The following is a 17,139-nucleotide window of genomic DNA, read 5'->3' on the forward strand; positions in this document are numbered from 1 at the left end:
AGTCCGAAAAAAAAGGGTGATAAAAAGGCTACGTGTGAGGATCAGTCCGCGACTTCATCTGTTGATATGGTAACCGGCCCTGTTCCACAATTAGAATAATAGTCAACTGCTGCATACTCTGACATGGCAGTGAGAGTCGCCTGAGAAGTGGCGTGGCTGATAGTCAGAGCGCCTGCTTACTCTGGTCCAACTGCCCATTCTATCTCCTGAATCGGACAAGGCGGGCTGCCAACAACGCGCGGCCCGCCAGTTTCAATGCTGTCCGAGCAGGCAGATGCACACATTCATGCGTTCCGCTTCTTCTTTATGGCAGCCTGGGCGGCTGCAAGCCGTGCAATCGGCAGCCTATAGGGAGAACACGACACATAGTCCATACCAATCTGATAGAAGAACTCCACCGAACGCGGGTCGCCACCATGCTCACCACAGACACCAATCTTGATGTTCGGACGAGTCGCTCTTCCTCGTTCAATGGCGATCTGTATCAGTCCGCCTATGCCTCGCTTGTCAATGCTCTGGAATGGATCATTTCTCAAGAGATGCATATCCAGGTACTGAGGCAGGAAGGTGTCAATGTCGTCGCGACTGAACCCAAAACCCATCTGGGTCAGGTCGTTTGTGCCGAAGCTAAAGAACTCGGCAGTCTCAGCCATGTCACCAGCTCGCATACATGCACGTGGGAGTTCTATCATCGTGCCGTACAGAAAGTCGACATCAATGCCGCTCTCGCTCCGCACCTGCTCGTACACCCTGTCGACAATCATCTTCATCGCCTTGAGCTCCGCTGCACCCACTACCACTGGAACCATGATCTCCAGCTTGACCCTCTTACCCTCCCTGATGAGCTCAGTGGCAGCCTCCAGTATTGCCCGAACCTGAGTCTCGTAGATCTCAGGATATGTGATTCCAAGTCGCACACCTCTGTGCCCCATCATTGGGTTGGACTCGTGTAATGCATCGCCTCGGCGCCTCACCTCTTCGATGTCTATGCCGAGTGCGTGAGCCAGTCGTTCCTGTCCAACACGGCTCTGCGGCACGAACTCGTGAAGCGGCGGGTCCAGAAGCCGGATGGTGACAGGAAGACCATCCATCACACTCAGTGTCGATTTGATGTCATTCTTCATGTACGGAGCTAGCTCAGCGAGGGCGTCAAGACGTTCACGTTTCGTCTGGCTGAGAATCATTCTACGGAGGAGAAAGAGTGGCTCGTCGGAGCCCTCTCCATAGAACATATGCTCGGTCCGGAAGAGCCCAATCCCCTCGGCCCCAAATCGAAGAGCGGTTGTCGCATCAGCAGGGTTGTCTGCATTGGCCCTGATACCCATTGTCCTGTGACGGTCTATCAGAGCCATAAGCTTCTGTAGACGCGGGTTCTGAGTTGAGTCGATCATCTTGACTCGTCCCTCATATACCAGACCCCGTGTCCCGTTTAGTGTCAGAATGTCGCCCTCTCTGTAGACCTTGGAGCCGATGATCAACCGCTTTTCGAAGGGGTCAATCTCAAGTCCGCTGGCTCCGACTATACAGCACTTACCCCAGCCACGAGTCACGAGAGCAGCATGACTTGTCATCCCGCCCCTTGCGGTGAGGAGAGCCGCAGCGGCTCTCATTCCCTCTATGTCTTCCGGGTTGGTCTCCTCACGGACCAGCACAACACTCTTTCCCTTGCGCGCAGCCTCGACAGCATCCTCGGATGTGAAGACGATCTCACCCACTGCTCCGCCCGGTCCTGCAGGAAGCCCTCGTGCAATCACCTTTGCCTTCTTTTCCGCCTCAGGGTCGATTATCGGATACAGCAGCTGTCCGAGCTGCTCAGGAGCAATCCGCATGACCGCAGTGGCATCGTCAATCTCATTGTTCTCCAGCATGTCCAGAGCTATGTTCAAGGCCGCCGTTGCAGTGCGCTTTCCCACTCTGTGCTGAATCAGAAACAGACGGCCCTCCTCCACGGTGAATTCCAAGTCCACCATGTCCTTGGTATGCTCCTCCAGACGCCGCCTGATGTCGAGCAGTTCTGCGTAGACGCTGGGCATGCGATCCTCCAGTGTTGGAAGGTCACGGTTCTGGTCCGTCCTGCTAGCATTGTTGATTGGGTTCGGTGTCCGAATCCCCGCAACCACATCCTCTCCCTGAGCATTGAACAGACACTCGCCATAGAACTGGTTCTCCCCGGTGGCAGGATTGCGCGTGAAAGCCACCCCTGTGGCTGAGTTCTCACCCAGATTGCCAAAGACCATGCTCTGCACTGTACATGCAGTGCCCCAATCGTCCGGGATGTTCTCAATCCTGCGATATGCGACTGCTCTTGCTCCGTTCCAGCTCTTGAAGACAGCAGTGATTGCGCCCCACAGTTGTTCGTACGGGTCATCGGGGAACTCCTTTCCAAGCACCTTCCGAATGCGCTCTCTGAACTCCTCCACCAGCGCCTTCAGGTCAGTCACTGACAGCTCCGTGTCGTTCTTCACACCGGCCTCTCGTTTCCTCTTCGACATCAACCACTCAAGCTGCTCTCTTATTCCGCCTGCGGACTCCTCGGGCTCAATCCCCTCGGCCTTCTCCATGACGACATCACTGTACATCATCATGAGTCGTCGATAGCTGTCATAGACGAACCACTCGTTGCCGGTCACCTCCACGAGTGCTGGTATCGTCTTTGAAGTCAGACCGACATTCAGTACTGTCTCCATCATCCCGGGCATGCTCTCTCTTGCTCCAGAGCGGCATGAAACAAGCAACGGGTTCGTGGGGTCTCCGAATTTGCGTTGCATTGTGCTCTCCACCCACCTGAGAGCGTCGAGCACTTCCTGCTTCACATCTTCTGGGAGTTGCCCCTCCCGCAAGTACGCATTGCAGACTTCAGTAGATATCGTGAAACCGGGCGGCACCGGCAGACCAAGCAGGGTGGCACTTGCCAGAGATGCACCCTTGCCGCCGAGGACCTCTTTCATCTGGCCGTTGCCATCAGCCTTACCTGCACCGAATCGGTATACAGACTTCCTTGCCATTCAGAACCACTCCGACGCCTCTGAATGCATGGTCTTTGCGGTGTTACGGCTTGACCTCTGCACTCTTCGGACTTGGGAAACAGCGCATGGACGACCCCGATGCGAAGTCGTACCCTTAGCAATAGTCTACACCTTGCATCTCGATTTTAATGTGACTGTCCAGTCACTCTGTTGTACAGCCAAGCGGCTGACACCACCGCAGTCGCTGCACTCCACTGCAGACTCCGAAGAGCGACACCGTCGGGCCCACATGCAATCGGTGGCAGTGGGAATTGTGTTTGGAGTCCGGAAGCAGACATCGGTGCAACAGGCGTTCATGTTAGCTGACAATGAAAGACAACCGGCAAGCAGAACGCTTTTCTTGTCAAGGACGACCCTCCCTTGACCCCAGCTGAAGACGCTGACTCCATTCGGAAGGGTAAGACGCACATGATAGACCTGACTGTGAGACCCAAGCAGCTCGAGCGGACTGTGAAACGCTGTCGGGAGAGAGGAATCATCATACCGACGTTCGAACAGATGAAACACCCCGAGTCCATTCCTGGCGCAATCAGGACCCAGCTGGGCAGTATTGGACTCTGGGACATTGTTCCACAGAACCTCTTCCGGATAACTTGGAAGAACGAACCTGTGGAAAGAGGTGGCGGCTTCCGGGACATTCCAAACTACCTTGAGATTCCTTCAGAGTTGAGTGGTGTCGACGCAAGAATCATCGGGCTAGTTGGGAAGTGGTTCCCCACTGGAGCACACAAGGTCGGTGCAACCTTTGGCTGCTTGGTGCCCCCACTTGTCACGGGGCAGTTTGATCCAACTCGTCACAAGGCAGTCTGGCCAAGCACAGGCAACTACTGCAGAGGTGGCGCCTATACCTCCTCACTTCTTGCATGCGAGAGCATAGCTCTGCTGCCCGAGGAGATGTCTCAAGAGAGATTCGACTGGCTGGCCTCAGTCGCCGGAGAGATAATCAAGACCCCAGGTGGGGAGAGCAATGTCAAGGAGATATACGATGCGGTTAGAGAGCTGAAGAGGACACGTGAGGACGTGTTCGTATTCAATCAGTTCAGTGAGTTTGGTAACTACCTCTTCCACTACGACGTCACCGGCCATGCGATGGAGGAGACACTAGGAAAGGAACTTGGAAAGGATACGTTTCAGGGTGTGTGTCTCACGACAGGGTCGGCAGGCACTCTCGGTTGTGGGGACTACATGAAGCAGGTCTACCCGACTACGAGGATTGCGGCGGGAGAGGCGTTGCAGTGTCCGACCATGCTACAGAATGGCTTTGGAGCCCATCGAATCGAGGGCATAGGTGACAAGCACATACCGTTCAATCATAATGTCCGCAACACGGACATGGTGATTGCAATCGATGATGACGACGTGGTGAGTCTCCTTAGACTCTTCAACGAGCCGGAGGGCAGGGCATACCTCATGCAGGACGTGGGGGTCGCGGATAGAACTGTCAGTCAGCTTGACCTGCTGGGTATGTCCAGCATCGCCAACGTTCTGATGAGTGTGAAGTTTGCTCAGTACTATGAACTGGGCCCAGACGATGTGATACTGACCGTCTTCACTGACTCGGCTGACATGTATCGGTCAAGGCTCAAAGAGATGTCCTCAAGACATGGAGGCTACACGAAGATGGATGGCATCAGGGACTATCACAGGCATATGTTGGGTGTCAAGACGGACAATATGCTTGAGCTGACGTATCATGAGAGAAAGAGGATACACAACCTCAAGTACTTCAGCTGGGTCGAGCAACATGGTTTCAGCACAGATGAGCTGAACCGCCAGTGGTATGACCATGCAAACTACTGGTCAAGCATTCAAGGACTGGTACCACGCATTGACGAACTCATAGTACAGTTCAATCAGAAGGTGGGCTTGCTCTAGGAAGAACAGCTTCCGAAGGATGCCGAATTGCTGAAAGGTCTCGGAGCAGTTGGCGTGTCGAGAATCTCAGGCGATCTATTGCGATACGGACGAAAGCGTATAGTACTGCGGCGATGTTGCAAGGCGTGACAGTGAGAGCATTGGCACGGATAGTAGGAGATTTAATCCAAGGTCTTCCCGACCACAAGACAGTCAATGACCAAGGAGCATGACCTTGAGTGCACAAGAAGTCATTCAGGAAACCAATAGTCAGACTCAGCTCCGACTGTGTGCGTTTCCCGAATACTTGTCCCGTCTGCGGTGCTCCTGCAACATGCAGCGTCCGCATCAGCACAAGACCGCGACTAACAACGCACACAGGACTTGACGGCAATCGCGTCCTCGCAGTCTACTCCATGCATAGACATGAAGTCATTGGCCCCCCTTCCAAGGTCTTTGTTGTCCCTGTGTGTGAGGAGCACCAGCACTCCGACGAATGGGAGTGGCGGTACAGGTCAGTGTTCGCTTGCCTGACTGGGATTTCTGCATCCGCTCTTGTCTTTGGAACGATGGCGGGTTTTCATGAGGCACGGCTCTCAGGTGTGTTACCGCTATGGTATATTGCCCTACTCATGGGATTCATATTCCTCCTCAGCGGGACCATGATTGCGTTCGGGAAAAAGCCCATTGAGAAGGCAATCGACTTCCTCGGCTTTACATACGACGAGAAGTCAGTCCTCGTGAGCATTGGCAACGACACCTATCGCAGACTGTTGCTGGAGCAGAACCCATCTGCAGAACTGGTCAACTGGGTTGTCTTTCTATGACTGTGAGTGACGACGGCCCTTTGTCTCATAGTAATCACAGACTCTGGTGAGGGCTCCCACAGCCTCTCGGATGTTCCTGAAGACGGGTACTCCGGCCTCCACGAATATGCTCCACGCCTCCGCGCGCTGTGCTGGGTAGGCGATTTCCGGGACTGCTATGAGCACTGGCTTGTGATGCTCTTGCATCACGCGCTTGGACTCTCTCGCCAGTGTCTTCCAGAAGCCATCTATGATGTCGTTGGCACCCATTATGGTGGCGACCTGGTGTATATTGTGCACATCGGCCTCGACGATGATTGAGTCGAATCCTGGCTCATTGCCCACAATTCGGATTACTTCGCGGGTGGTCTGGTCCTGATAGTAGTCAGCCGCAAGGTCGATGGGGTTGCTGAGCCCGGTGCCCACATCCTTGATGAGTGGTCTGAGCTGGCGGATGGTCTCTTCAGAAGTCTTCGGTACCCTGAGACCATGCTCGATACAGAGGTCAGTGTATATGACACTCGTTCCCCCGCTGATGGCAATCATGCCAACGTTCCTAGACCGTGGTGGTGGACACATGGAGAACACGCTGAGTGTGGCAACCATGTCCTCCAACGTTGTAACGACCGGTACGTTGGCCTGTCGAAACGCCGCACTCCAGATGTCTGATGCGCCAGCCAAAGCACCGGTGTGGGATGAGGCAGCCCGTGAGCCCTCTTCAGATCGTCCTCCCTTGAGCACCACAGCCGGTTTCTTCGCTGCAAGCTGGGTCATCGAGCGGAGGAACCACACACCATCCTTTGTGCCCTCTATGTAAGCACCAATCACATGGGTCTCAGGGTCTTCGCGAAAGTACTCCATGATCTCCGGCGGTGTGATGTCGAGCTGGTTCCCGAATGAGAACAGCTTGCTGAAACCCATGCCCGACTCCACACCAGCAGTGTATACAGCGATAGCCACCCCGCCAGACTGCGACAAGAAGCCCACATTGCCTGCCAGTCTCTTGACGGTGGGCATGAATGCAAACCCGAGGCGGGGATAACAGAGACCCATGCAGTTTGGACCCAGAATGCGTATCCCGTATTTGCGTGACACCGCACCAAGCTCTCGTTCGCGTGCCCTTCCCTCTTCGGTCCCGAGCTCCGAGTAGCCGCTAGAGAACACCGTTGCACCCCGTGCACCCTTCTTTGCACACTGCTCTAGGACAGGCGGCACGTACTTGTTGGGTACTGCAATTATCGCATAGTCAATTGGCTCTGGGATCTCTTCGACACTTACCAGTATCCTGTGACCAAGCACCTCGCCACCGTTCCTGGACACCAACCACACGCGAAGGTCGTGTTGCCACTGCAGCATGCTGTGCGCCCAGTAGTAGCCCATATTGGGAGAGACCCCGACGATGGCAACAGACTTGATGTCAAGCATCTGAGCAATCGTTGGACGCGCTGGTTCGCTCATCGCAAAGTCTCCGAACGGAGGCACCGGCAAGAGACCGTCATTTAAGAGTAGCGTCCTTTGCGTTAACACAACCTTTTTCCGACAGTGCCAGCTCCGATTCGGGAGAGCTAGTGCTCGAAACTGCGCACTGCAACTCGAAACGCAATTCGTAATCTCTGCGGGTCCAGTGAGAGGACAGAGCTGTCTGGAGACAAAGAACATGAGAGTATACCTTGATGCCAACTTCTTCATCTCAGGCTTCAGTGAGAGACCAAAGGATGTCCTCACCATCAAGGAAGCGGCCGACTCAGTGGGCATGGAACTATGGATGACAAGACAGGTGTTCTTGGAACTGCGATGGTACCTTCGACGCGAGGTCGAGCAGATTGTGGCTATTGATGAGACTCTCCCCAAGGACATCAAGAGCTTGATGGAGGCTACTAGGCGACCTGAGTCTGCACTTCCTCAACCAAACGACATGTCACTCGTACTTGCCGCGCAGAGAATCAAGGGCTCGAAGGTCGTGACAAGCGACCTCAAGCTTCTGAACCTGATACAGGACCTTGGTTTCAGTGTTGACGGCATCGTGGGGTCGGCATTTGTCCTTGAGCTGATAGAGTCGGTGGACAGCGAGGAACTGAAGAAGAAACTGACAGCGATAAGGGAGCGAATATACGCAGAAGAGGTCAGGTACAGCATTGCCCGGAAGGAGGCATACGACCCAGTCGCGAGGATTCGCATTATCGAAGAACATGCGATGCGAGTCCTGCGGACGGTCAAGCGCCCGGTGGAAGAGCTGGACCGCAAGCTCACAAAGGGGCAGCCACTCTTCGTGCTGGACTTTCTAGAGGACATCAAGGCAAGCATACCTGCGATGTTTGACGACTTCAGAGAGGGTAGGTATGACACACTGGCCAGTGAGATAGAAGCTGTACAGAACGAGATTGAGAGACTGCTAATAGTCTCGACACTCACCGAGGATGGCCCGACACACCAGAGTCTGGTGGAGAGCGCATCAGACCTCACATTGTTCCTCTATTTCCTGGAGACCATTTGCCATCTCTATCGGGGCACAAGACAGGGGATTGAGGACGCCCTGAAAGTCAGCGAAGAGGCGTTCAGGCTCTTGATGTTCTCTGCGGTCAAGAACGAAGAGCTGAAGGCGTCCGTCTTCTTCACACGCATAGTCCTTGCACTGATTCGTGAGGAGTACGAGGAGATTGACTACTACTACTCGCTCTATGAGAGCATGCTAGCGCGAGCTGGACTTGAGGACATGAAGGCCACCTCTGAGGGTCTTTACGTGACCATGCAGATCCTCAGGAAGTTCATGGGCGGCTTCTCAATCACGAAGACCAAGCTCCAATACCCCGACGTGACCGTTGAGATGCTGAACGACATCGCAAAGTATGCGGTACAGCTTGACGACCACGAGAATGCTTGGCAGCTCTCCGTCAAGGCGTATCAGATAGGGGTAGCCTATGGAAAGGAGGAGGCGGCGAGGCAGTCGTTCCTCATGCTATACAAGGTCTGTGCAGCAACAGGAGACAGACTGAAATCTCAGCTGGAGAAGTTTGCCGAGAACGCTCTGAAGATGTTCGTGAAGAATGGCTGGGACACCTCGATGATCATACCCGTACTGAACGAGGTCCAGGGACGACCGCCAACAGTCCCGGACATGACAACGCCGGGACCCGTTCCGGTCTCAAGCCTGCCCAATGAACTGAAAGGATGGATGGATGTCCTGCTCCTGCAGAACATACTCGGAAGGGAGATGCTGGTGGTCCGCAATAGCGGTCTCACGGCCAGAATTGGGGTCGTTGTGGCAAACCACCCGGGTCTCAAGAGCCTGCGCACAGGATACAAGATTGCCCTCACAAGCGGGGATTTCAAGGTGACCAACGCAGAAGCAAGTGTTATCAAGCAATACTCCGTGATGGTTATTGTAGAGCCAACCCCTACAGCCGAGATATCATATGAAGGCGAGTACGGCTTCCGAAGTCTGAAGTTTGCCCAACCGGAGACCACCCAGTAAGACGACACACGGAGACAATTGCACATGGAGCCACTAGCTCTCTTCACCCTCATGCTCGGTGTCAGTCTAGTCGCCATCTTCAACTATCTACTCAACTGGGCCCCCGGTTCTGAGCCGGAGGACTATCAGATTGGTCCAAGAGAGCTGGGTCTTCGCTGTGACTGTAGCATGAACGCTGTGGTCTTGGGAGCAATCAGCGTTCTAGTCTTATCGGTCTCCTCCTCTCGTTTCTCCTCAAGAGAGGAGCTCTTCATGACGGGCGTCCTCTCTTTCTTCATCGTGACTCTGGCGGGAGTGATGGGAAGACGCAGACGCTACAACGAGTGGAAGACCATGAGGGGAGTGTTCGAACGGGTCCTGCCGCCACACATGCCGCAGAACATGGACACAAGCGTCTTGGAGATCGAATTCGACGACGAGGATGATGACGACGAGGACTCATATGAGTACTACGACGAGTGACATTCATGCAGTGCTGAATGTGAATACATGAACATGGTTTATAGGAGAGAAATCACACAGAAGAATGAAGATGTCCTCGCCCCCAACTACGAAAGGAAGTGTGATCTCAAAGGTCCTCGTGCTTGGCCTAGATGGGGCTCTGCAGGCGGGCTTTCTGGCGAGGGCATCGGGGACTTGTTTCTCATACAGCCTATACACATCGCTTGGGATTGGTATTGGCGTGACCAGATTCGAACACAGAGGTTTCGTCGACATCACGCTTCAACTCTGGTCACTGCCACATCACGAACAGTGGCAAAGAACCATAGCCAGCTTCACAAAAGGCCGCAGTGCGACGGTGCTGGTAGTCAGACCCGATGAAGTTGCGAGGATACCGGAGATCGTATCCATCCTTGAGAGGCCCGATGGCGAACCTGTCACGATAGTACAAGTCGGTCAAGAACCGGTAGACGAGACCAAGACCGCGATAATCACCGATGTCTTCGCACGCTCCGTACTGACACACAACAACGCATCGATTCCAGACGTGCTCATGTGCTTGGGAGACCTGATTATGGACTCGGTTCAGAGACAGCGCATCGATATGTTCCTGATACCGCCAGAGGACTGCCCAGCAGCGATTCCAGAACGAGACTTTGAGAGCGGTCTTCTAAACAGCGAAGTTGAAGTGCAGGCGATCAGGTCGCTTGCAACCAGCCTTGGACTGGAGTGCGACGACGACGAGTGCTTCATTCCTCTTGCGAAGGGGTCTGCCGTAGTCAACCTGTGGACGGCCTCAGTCAAGTTCTACCCCATCTTGTGCGAGATGTGCGAGAACAAGTGCACGAGAAAGAGCAGCATATGTATCGTGAGTACACACAACGGCTGGTCGCGGGGGGACCTTGGTGAGAAGGCTCTCCTCACAATGGCAAAGATCTACGCGCTGAGTACGGGAGACCTTCCAAAGGATGTCGTCAGCCAGCTCAACGCATCGGCATCGTGTGCAAAGTTTAGGGCCTCTTCAGAGTACGACTCCACCGCAGTACAGGAGGTCCTGAGTGCACTCGGCTACAGACCGTACGAAAGCAGATGGACGCTGCTGGACGAAGCAATGAAGAGGGTTCTTGTGGGCAAGCTCAGCGCCGACGCATACGACACACTGAATAGGCTGCTTCAAAAAGCCCTGACTCGCTGCACGCACTGAGAGGTGGTACTTGCTCTGCATCGCAGGATGATATCAGTGATAGGCGGCTCAGACTCTGATGAAGATGCTCTGCGAGCCGCGGAAGAGATTGGCAGAGAGATAGCCAGACGCGGGGTCGTTCTGGTGTGTGGTGGACTGGGAGGCGTGATGGAGGCTGCGTGTCGGGGGGCACATGAGGCAGGAGGCCTCACAGTAGGCATCATTCCAACTGAGAGTCATGAACATGCAAACGACCATGTAGACATCGTCATCCCCACCGGCATGGGATACGCAAGGAACTTCCTCGTTGCAAGAACAGGACACGCTGTGATTGCGATTGGGGGTATGGCGGGCACCCTGAGCGAGATGGCAATCGCATGGTTCTCTGACAGACCAGTGGTTGCGCTGGGCCATACAGGCGGCTGGGCCAAGAGACTGGCCGGAGAGAGGATAGATGAACGGAGAGAGGACGTCGTATACGCAGCCACAAGCGCTTCCGATGCAGTAGACCATGTGTTTGAAGCGCTGGGTTGGAAATGACAGGACTGCAGGTGGTCTACCTTTGAATGGAGGTGATTCTCTGATCGAAGACGTTCCCGTTGACTTGGAGACTGTAAGAGGCATGATGCACAGCCTTCAGAGGAGATTCGCTGCCTTGCCGAACGTGGTTCACTTGCCTTCCTCACACCTCATTGTGGTTGGAGACCTTCATGGAGAACTAGGCCCAGCTAGTAACGCCGTGGAGCTTCTTGAAACACACCCTGAAGCCACGCTTGTCTTTCTCGGTGACTATGTGGACCGCGGAGAGCAGCAAGTGGAGACCGTCAACTTGGTCATGGCAGCCGCAGCCAAGCATGGCGACAGAGTGGTCATGCTGCGGGGCAACCATGAGAGCTTTGGTGTTGCCACAAGATATGGCTTCTTTGAAGCATGTCAGCAGTCATACGGGACTGACGCCTTCGACGAATACATGGCGTTCTTCGCAACGCTCCCACTTGCAGCGGTCTCTCCGGACGGCGTCTTCCTCTGCCATGGAGGAGTCCCGGCAGGACTGACATCGCTAGGACAACTAGACCTAGAAGACAGATTCAGTCGCGACTTTGTCAGCACCCTTGCCATGCAGCAGGTCTGGAACGACCCAAGGGACGGTGAGTTTGACTTCCTTCCCAGCGACAGAGGCGAAGGCATCCTGTACTTTGGCCGCCATGCCTTCAGAAGATTCATGGACGTCACAGACACAGAGATGCTAGTACGTGCCCACGAAGTCGTCCCGGAGGGCATAAGGACCATGTTTGACGGCCGGTTGATCAGTGTCTTCAGCGCCTCATACCGAGGCACTGTCACACCCAAGGCCTTAGTGCTAGAGTCAGACGCCCGGTGGCATGCGGTGCCGCTCTAGAAGCGGCTTTGAGCTTGGGCATTGAGGTACTTTCATAAGGTGCTTAGTAGGCACCATTGGCATCTGATAGGTAATCCGGCAAGGATGCCTGCCGACAGAGATGATCTCGTATGGTAAAGGTCGCTGTCATCAAGACATCTCCGAAGACCGTGGTTGATGATGTCGGTCGACTCATGGACTTGGCCGAGTATGACAAGCACATCTCCAAGGACATCCGGACAACAATCAAACTCAACCTCTCGTGGAGCAAGTTCTACCCGGCCTGTTCAACCAACCCCTACATCTTCGATGGCCTTCTCAAGAAGATGACTGCAGATGGCTTCTCTCCGAGGTCGATACAGGCGGTAGAGAACGAAACGGTGGTCACCAACATATATGCTGGGACCAAGGGGAACAACTGGTACAGCGTGATGAGGAAGTACGGAATCAAGTTTCTGCCGCTCATCAAGGCGCACTACGAAGAGGTGAAGCTGCCTCGCAAGACGCTCGTACTGGAGCGCACTTTCGGAGAGGTGATCGCACCAAGAGAGATATTCGGCACAAACATAATCCACCTGCCGACAATCAAGACGCACGGGCACACCTTGATGACCGGAGCCATGAAGGACTCGTTCGGCCTCTACCTGACCAAGAACAGACACCTCGCCCATCTCAAGATACATGAGGTGTTGGTTGATCTTCTTCTCTTGCAGAAGACGGTCTCCCGCAGTGAGTTCGTCATCACCGACGGGACTGTGATGGGCGACGGGGCCGGACCGAGGACCATGATTCCAAGAATAGGGAACATCCTGCTCGCAACACATGACATGGTTGCTGCAGACACAGTCCAGACCCGAATCATGGGTCTGAATCAGCGTCTTGTCAGAAAACTGCAGATTGCCAATCAACTCGGTCTTGGTGAGTGTGACCCTGACAAGATTGAGATTGTGGGCGACTTCGAGTCCTTTGACGAACTCCCCAACTTCCACATGCACACGGCAAAGAGCCCGGTCATAATGTGGAACAGGGGTTTCCTGCGATTCCCCGGTATGGAGACATTCCTGTTTCGCTCACCGCTGATGTGGCTCCCCACGCAGTTGTCAGGCCTGTACCACGACGGGCTCTGGCTGCCCACTAAAGGACGGAAGTGGGTTCGCTGGTTCCTTGAAGAGACAGAGTATGGAAAACTATGGAAGACCTATGCGTGATACGGAGAAGGTAGACTTGGCAACTAGAGACTACATCAGACTGCTCCGCGTACATCAGTGGTACAAGAACTTCCTTGTGTTCTTGGCAATCATCTTCGCGGAAGTGCCCAAGGAATGGCCTTGGACGACTGTGCCTGCGCTATTCAGATGGTCCAACTACCCACCACTCATCCTCGGCTTTCTTTCGTTCTGTGCAGTATCAAGTGCAGTATACATATTCAACGACGTGAAGGACATAGAGGAAGACGCTCAGCACCCCGAGAAACGCCATAGACCGCTGCCATCAGGTGCGGTCTCCCGTAGAAGCGCCCTCATCCTCGGGAGTGTACTGATGATCGTCGGTCTCACAGTAGCCTTCACGCGACACCCAGTGTTCTTTGTGCTTGTGATTCTATACATTATCAACTCGCAGCTCTACAACTACTACCTCAGGAAGTGGGCAATCGTTGACGTGGTGGCAATTGCAGTGGGCTTCATCATTCGTGCTATCTCTGGGGCATTCCTACTTGAACCAGTGGTCCCCTTCACGTCATGGCTTGTCATAGGGGTGTTCTTCGTCGCACTTGTCCTAGGCTTCGGGAAGAGGAAGAACGAGCTCCAGTATCTTGGACAAGACGCCGCAATTCACAAGCAGGTGTTCATTCACTACACCGATGAGATGCTGAACCAGGGCATCACAATGTCCGCAACGTGGGTCGTGCTCTTCTATGCTCTATACACTTATGAGAACTTCAGAGACACCATGACGACCCAGCCGGTGATGATGACGGTGCCGATAGTGGCAGGCATCGTGATGAGGTACGTCTACCTGATATTCTCAGGCAGTCCCGTGGGCAGAAAGCCGCACCTCGCCATAAGAGACAAGGGAATCCTGATTGGCGGCATTCTGTTCTTCATTGTGCTTGTGTGGACCTTGTTCTTCTGGGAACCCTTCTTCGACTGGTTCTACGACGTATTCAGAGACCTGTTCCCGCCAATGCCCCCACTTGGGTGACAGTCATGACACTCTCGGCGTTTGACCTACACTCACATACAATCCACTCCAAGGATGGGCTCACCCATCCTCGTTCCCTGTTCAAATGGATGAGGCTACGAGGTCTCAGAGGAATGGCAGTCACAGAACATGAGAGACCAAGTCTCGTGAAGCCAATAGTACGCGACGACCGGTTCCTCATAAACGCATGCGAGTTCAAGACGGAAGACTTTGGAGAACTGATCGGTCTGTTTGTCACTGAGCCCATACCTCCCTCGACCTTTGAGGAAACAGCGGACCGGATTCACTCGCAGGGAGCCATAACTGTCTTACCTCATCCTCGGGATCCGCTGAGAAAGGAGGCCGCACTCCGAAAGGGCCTTCCTGATGAACTCATCAGCCGACATGTGGATCTGGTGGAGGGTATCAACTCGCGCTGTGTGCTGAACATCTTTAACACATGGGCCCAGCGACTTGCAGTGAGACTTGCCAAGCCAGTGACAGCCGGTAGCGATGCACACAGCTTTCTCGAGATAGGTCATGCAAAGACATTCCTTGCCGACATATCATGTGTAGAAGACATCAGGCGTGAGCTGAAGGCAGGAAGAACACGGATATGGGGGTACCCGTCGTTTCCCATGTGGCAGGTCCCCACGATTCTGTGGCAAAGGATAAGGAAGATGGTCAGATGAGTGACACAAACCCCTGTGAGATACCTGTAGAGCGCTCGGGTCTGGTGAGCGTTCGGAAGCTGCTGCTCTTCGTGTTCGCTGGTGTGGTGATCTACCTTCTTATGATACTCTATGGCGAGATTGGCAGGATTGCATCTGCATTATCGGTCATCCCGTGGTGGTGGGTCGTGCCTGCAATCCTGGTCCTCTCGTTCCTGAACTACATCATTCGGTATGTCAAGTGGCAGTACTTCCTCCGACGCATAGACGTCAATCTGAGACACCTCGAGTCCTTCAGCGTGTTCCTTGCCGGCTTCACCCTCACTGTCAGTCCCGGAAAGATAGGTGAGGTGATCAAGGGCTACTTCTGCAATCAGCTGAAAGGCACACCCATAGCCAAGGTGGTGCCTGTGGTCGTGTCTGAACGTGTGACGGACCTCCTCGCCATGGTCCTGTTGGCCATGATGGGCTTTCTTCTCGGTTTCAACACAGGCAACGAGCTCATCACAATAATCGGGCTTGGAGGACTTGTCTTCTTCGGCGCACTCGTCCTGAGCCGAAGGTCGCTCTACAACCGACTTATCAAGCGGATGACATCCTTCGGTCCGCTGAAGAGATTCCAGAGCAGCTGTGACATGATAGAGGACACAATGGTAAGGACACTTGCTCCAAGACCCATGCTTGTGAGCACCACGATAAGTGTCCCCGGCTGGTTCATGGAGTGCATCGAGCTGTGGATTCTCCTAGGCCTTCTGACCGGGACCGGCCTGCCGTCGCTCGCTCCGGAGTCCCTTCTGCTGTTGGTCCACGCGACGTTCATTCACTCTGCAGCCTCTGTGATAGGCGCACTGGTGTTCACACCGGGAGGACTCATAGGATACGAGGCCAGTTCCATCGCACTCATGCAAGTCCTTCTAGGTCTCACGGAGGCTGTGGCAAGTGTCGCCACCATCCTCATCCGGCTGGCGACGCTGTGGTTCAGTGTCGTAGTCGGCTTTGTCGCGCTTGCAGCGGTAGAACGACTACACAGGCAGGGTGAGTTGCTCAGTGTCCAGCAAGCTTAAAACAAACATCACTCCGCCGAACGAGCGGTGTGTGGATTGACAGACAAGCTTGACCTAGTCATTAGCAATGCCGAGGAAGTTGTGACCACTGAGGAGATCAGGACAGTCCTGACCGAGAAGCCCAGTTTCAACTTCTATTACGGTACTGCTCCGACAGGTCCGTTCCACTTTGCTTACATGATTCCACTCAACAAGCTAGTTCAGCTGACCAGCGCAGGTGGAAAGGGAACGATACTGATTGCAGACTATCATGCCCACCTTGACGACCGCAAGACATCGTTCGAGCTCATGGACCTCCGCTCCACCTACTACACCGAGTGCATACGTGGTGTGCTTGGCCCTGCAGCCCGGAAGATAAAGTTCGTGAGAGGCTCCAGCTACCAGCACAAGAGAGACTACGTCGAGGACCTCTACAAAATAGCTGCGAGAGTGACAACAACACGAGCAACTCGGGCGGCAAGCGAGGTCGTCAGAATGAAGGGGGAGCCCAAGGTGTCAGAACTGCTCTACCCGCTGTTGCAGATACTGGATGTCAAGTACTTGGACGCAGACATCGCAGTGGGCGGAATCGACCAGCGGAACATCTACATGCTTGGCAGGGAAGTCCTTCCCGAGATTGGCCACTCGAAGGGGTGTTACATCTTCATGCCACTGCTGCCCTCTCTCAAGGGCGGGGGCGCAAAGATGTCCGCGAGCGACCCGCTGTCCCACATTCGTGTGACTGACTCGCCAGAGAAGATACGGGACACGATAATGAAGGCATACTGCCCGCCGGCCGACTTGAGTCAGAACGCCGTCACATCCACAGTGAGTCTCATCCTGTTCCCACGCTATGGGCGCGTCACAATTCCCAGAAAGGAGAAGTTCGGAGGAGACATCGAATTCACCTCCGTCAAGGATTTCCAGGATGCCTACAAGGCGGGTCAGTTACATCCTCTTGATGTCAAGCAAGCCGTGGCGGACAGGCTCATCGAGGTCCTCGCACCTGCGCGAGAGTACTTCGCGGCTCATGCCGACATTCTCGAGGAGATTGAGAGGACACAAGAGAGTCGCTAGATAGCCG

At 54.4% G+C, this 17,139-nt stretch carries 14 protein-coding genes; 12 read left to right on the forward strand and 2 right to left on the reverse strand.

Annotated elements, in window-relative coordinates; translation table 11 throughout:
* Positions 1-284: 284 nt before the first annotated feature.
* Positions 285-3,005: a pyruvate, phosphate dikinase gene (locus HXY34_03700; protein NWF95225.1), complete on the reverse strand. Its 2,721-nt coding sequence runs from the start codon at positions 3,003-3,005 to the stop codon at positions 285-287.
* Positions 3,006-3,434: 429 nt separating this feature from the next.
* Between HXY34_03700 and HXY34_03705 the strand changes: the two genes are divergently transcribed.
* Together HXY34_03705 and HXY34_03710 are read left to right on the forward strand one after the other, a co-directional pair.
* Positions 3,435-4,901: a pyridoxal-phosphate dependent enzyme gene (locus tag HXY34_03705; protein ID NWF95226.1), complete on the forward strand. Its 1,467-nt coding sequence runs from the start codon at positions 3,435-3,437 to the stop codon at positions 4,899-4,901.
* Positions 4,902-5,296: 395 nt separating this feature from the next.
* Positions 5,297-5,707 carry a hypothetical protein gene (locus HXY34_03710; protein NWF95227.1) on the forward strand — a complete coding sequence of 137 codons (411 nt, stop codon included), beginning with the start codon at positions 5,297-5,299 and terminating at the stop codon, positions 5,705-5,707.
* Here the strand turns inward: HXY34_03710 and HXY34_03715 are convergent.
* Positions 5,702-7,144, reverse strand: coding sequence for a CoA-binding protein (locus HXY34_03715; GenBank protein NWF95228.1), 1,443 nt, complete (start codon positions 7,142-7,144; stop codon positions 5,702-5,704). The two genes, HXY34_03710 and HXY34_03715, sit on opposite strands and share 6 nt — an antisense overlap.
* Positions 7,145-7,343: 199 nt before the next feature.
* On the opposite strand from HXY34_03715, the gene HXY34_03720 reads away from it, so the two are divergent.
* The 10 genes from HXY34_03720 to HXY34_03765 all read left to right on the forward strand — a co-directional run bounded on the left by HXY34_03720 (position 7,344) and on the right by HXY34_03765 (position 17,132).
* Entirely contained in the window at positions 7,344-9,158 is a 1,815-nt protein-coding gene (locus HXY34_03720) for a hypothetical protein (protein ID NWF95229.1), read from the forward strand.
* Between the two features lie 24 nt (positions 9,159-9,182).
* Positions 9,183-9,620: a hypothetical protein gene (locus HXY34_03725; protein ID NWF95230.1), complete on the forward strand. Its 438-nt coding sequence runs from the start codon at positions 9,183-9,185 to the stop codon at positions 9,618-9,620.
* 70 nt (positions 9,621-9,690) lie between these two features.
* Complete coding sequence (locus HXY34_03730; GenBank protein NWF95231.1) at positions 9,691-10,803, forward strand: hypothetical protein; 1,113 nt, start codon at positions 9,691-9,693, stop codon at positions 10,801-10,803.
* A gap of 27 nt (positions 10,804-10,830) precedes the next feature.
* A complete protein-coding gene (locus HXY34_03735) occupies positions 10,831-11,322 on the forward strand; it encodes a TIGR00725 family protein (protein NWF95232.1) in 492 nt (163 codons plus the stop codon).
* 22 nt (positions 11,323-11,344) lie between these two features.
* Positions 11,345-12,181: a metallophosphoesterase gene (locus HXY34_03740; protein NWF95233.1), complete on the forward strand. Its 837-nt coding sequence runs from the start codon at positions 11,345-11,347 to the stop codon at positions 12,179-12,181.
* A 110-nt stretch (positions 12,182-12,291) separates the two neighbouring features.
* Positions 12,292-13,368 carry a DUF362 domain-containing protein gene (locus tag HXY34_03745; GenBank protein NWF95234.1) on the forward strand — a complete coding sequence of 359 codons (1,077 nt, stop codon included), beginning with the start codon at positions 12,292-12,294 and terminating at the stop codon, positions 13,366-13,368.
* Positions 13,369-13,384: 16 nt separating this feature from the next.
* Positions 13,385-14,362, forward strand: a complete 978-nt coding sequence (locus tag HXY34_03750) for a UbiA prenyltransferase family protein (protein NWF95235.1) — start codon at positions 13,385-13,387, stop codon at positions 14,360-14,362.
* 5 nt (positions 14,363-14,367) lie between these two features.
* A complete protein-coding gene (locus tag HXY34_03755; protein ID NWF95236.1) occupies positions 14,368-15,033 on the forward strand; it encodes a PHP domain-containing protein in 666 nt (221 codons plus the stop codon).
* A complete protein-coding gene (locus HXY34_03760; protein ID NWF95237.1) occupies positions 15,030-16,076 on the forward strand; it encodes a flippase-like domain-containing protein in 1,047 nt (348 codons plus the stop codon). Before HXY34_03755 ends, HXY34_03760 begins: the two co-directional genes overlap by 4 nt.
* A 36-nt stretch (positions 16,077-16,112) precedes the next feature.
* Positions 16,113-17,132 (forward strand): tyrosine--tRNA ligase, encoded by a 1,020-nt coding sequence (locus HXY34_03765; GenBank protein ID NWF95238.1) that lies wholly within the window; start codon positions 16,113-16,115, stop codon positions 17,130-17,132.
* The last annotated feature ends 7 nt before the right edge of the window (positions 17,133-17,139 follow it).

The sequence above is a fragment of the Candidatus Thorarchaeota archaeon genome, from assembly GCA_013388835.1.
Lineage (GTDB): Archaea > Asgardarchaeota > Thorarchaeia > Thorarchaeales > Thorarchaeaceae > JACAEL01.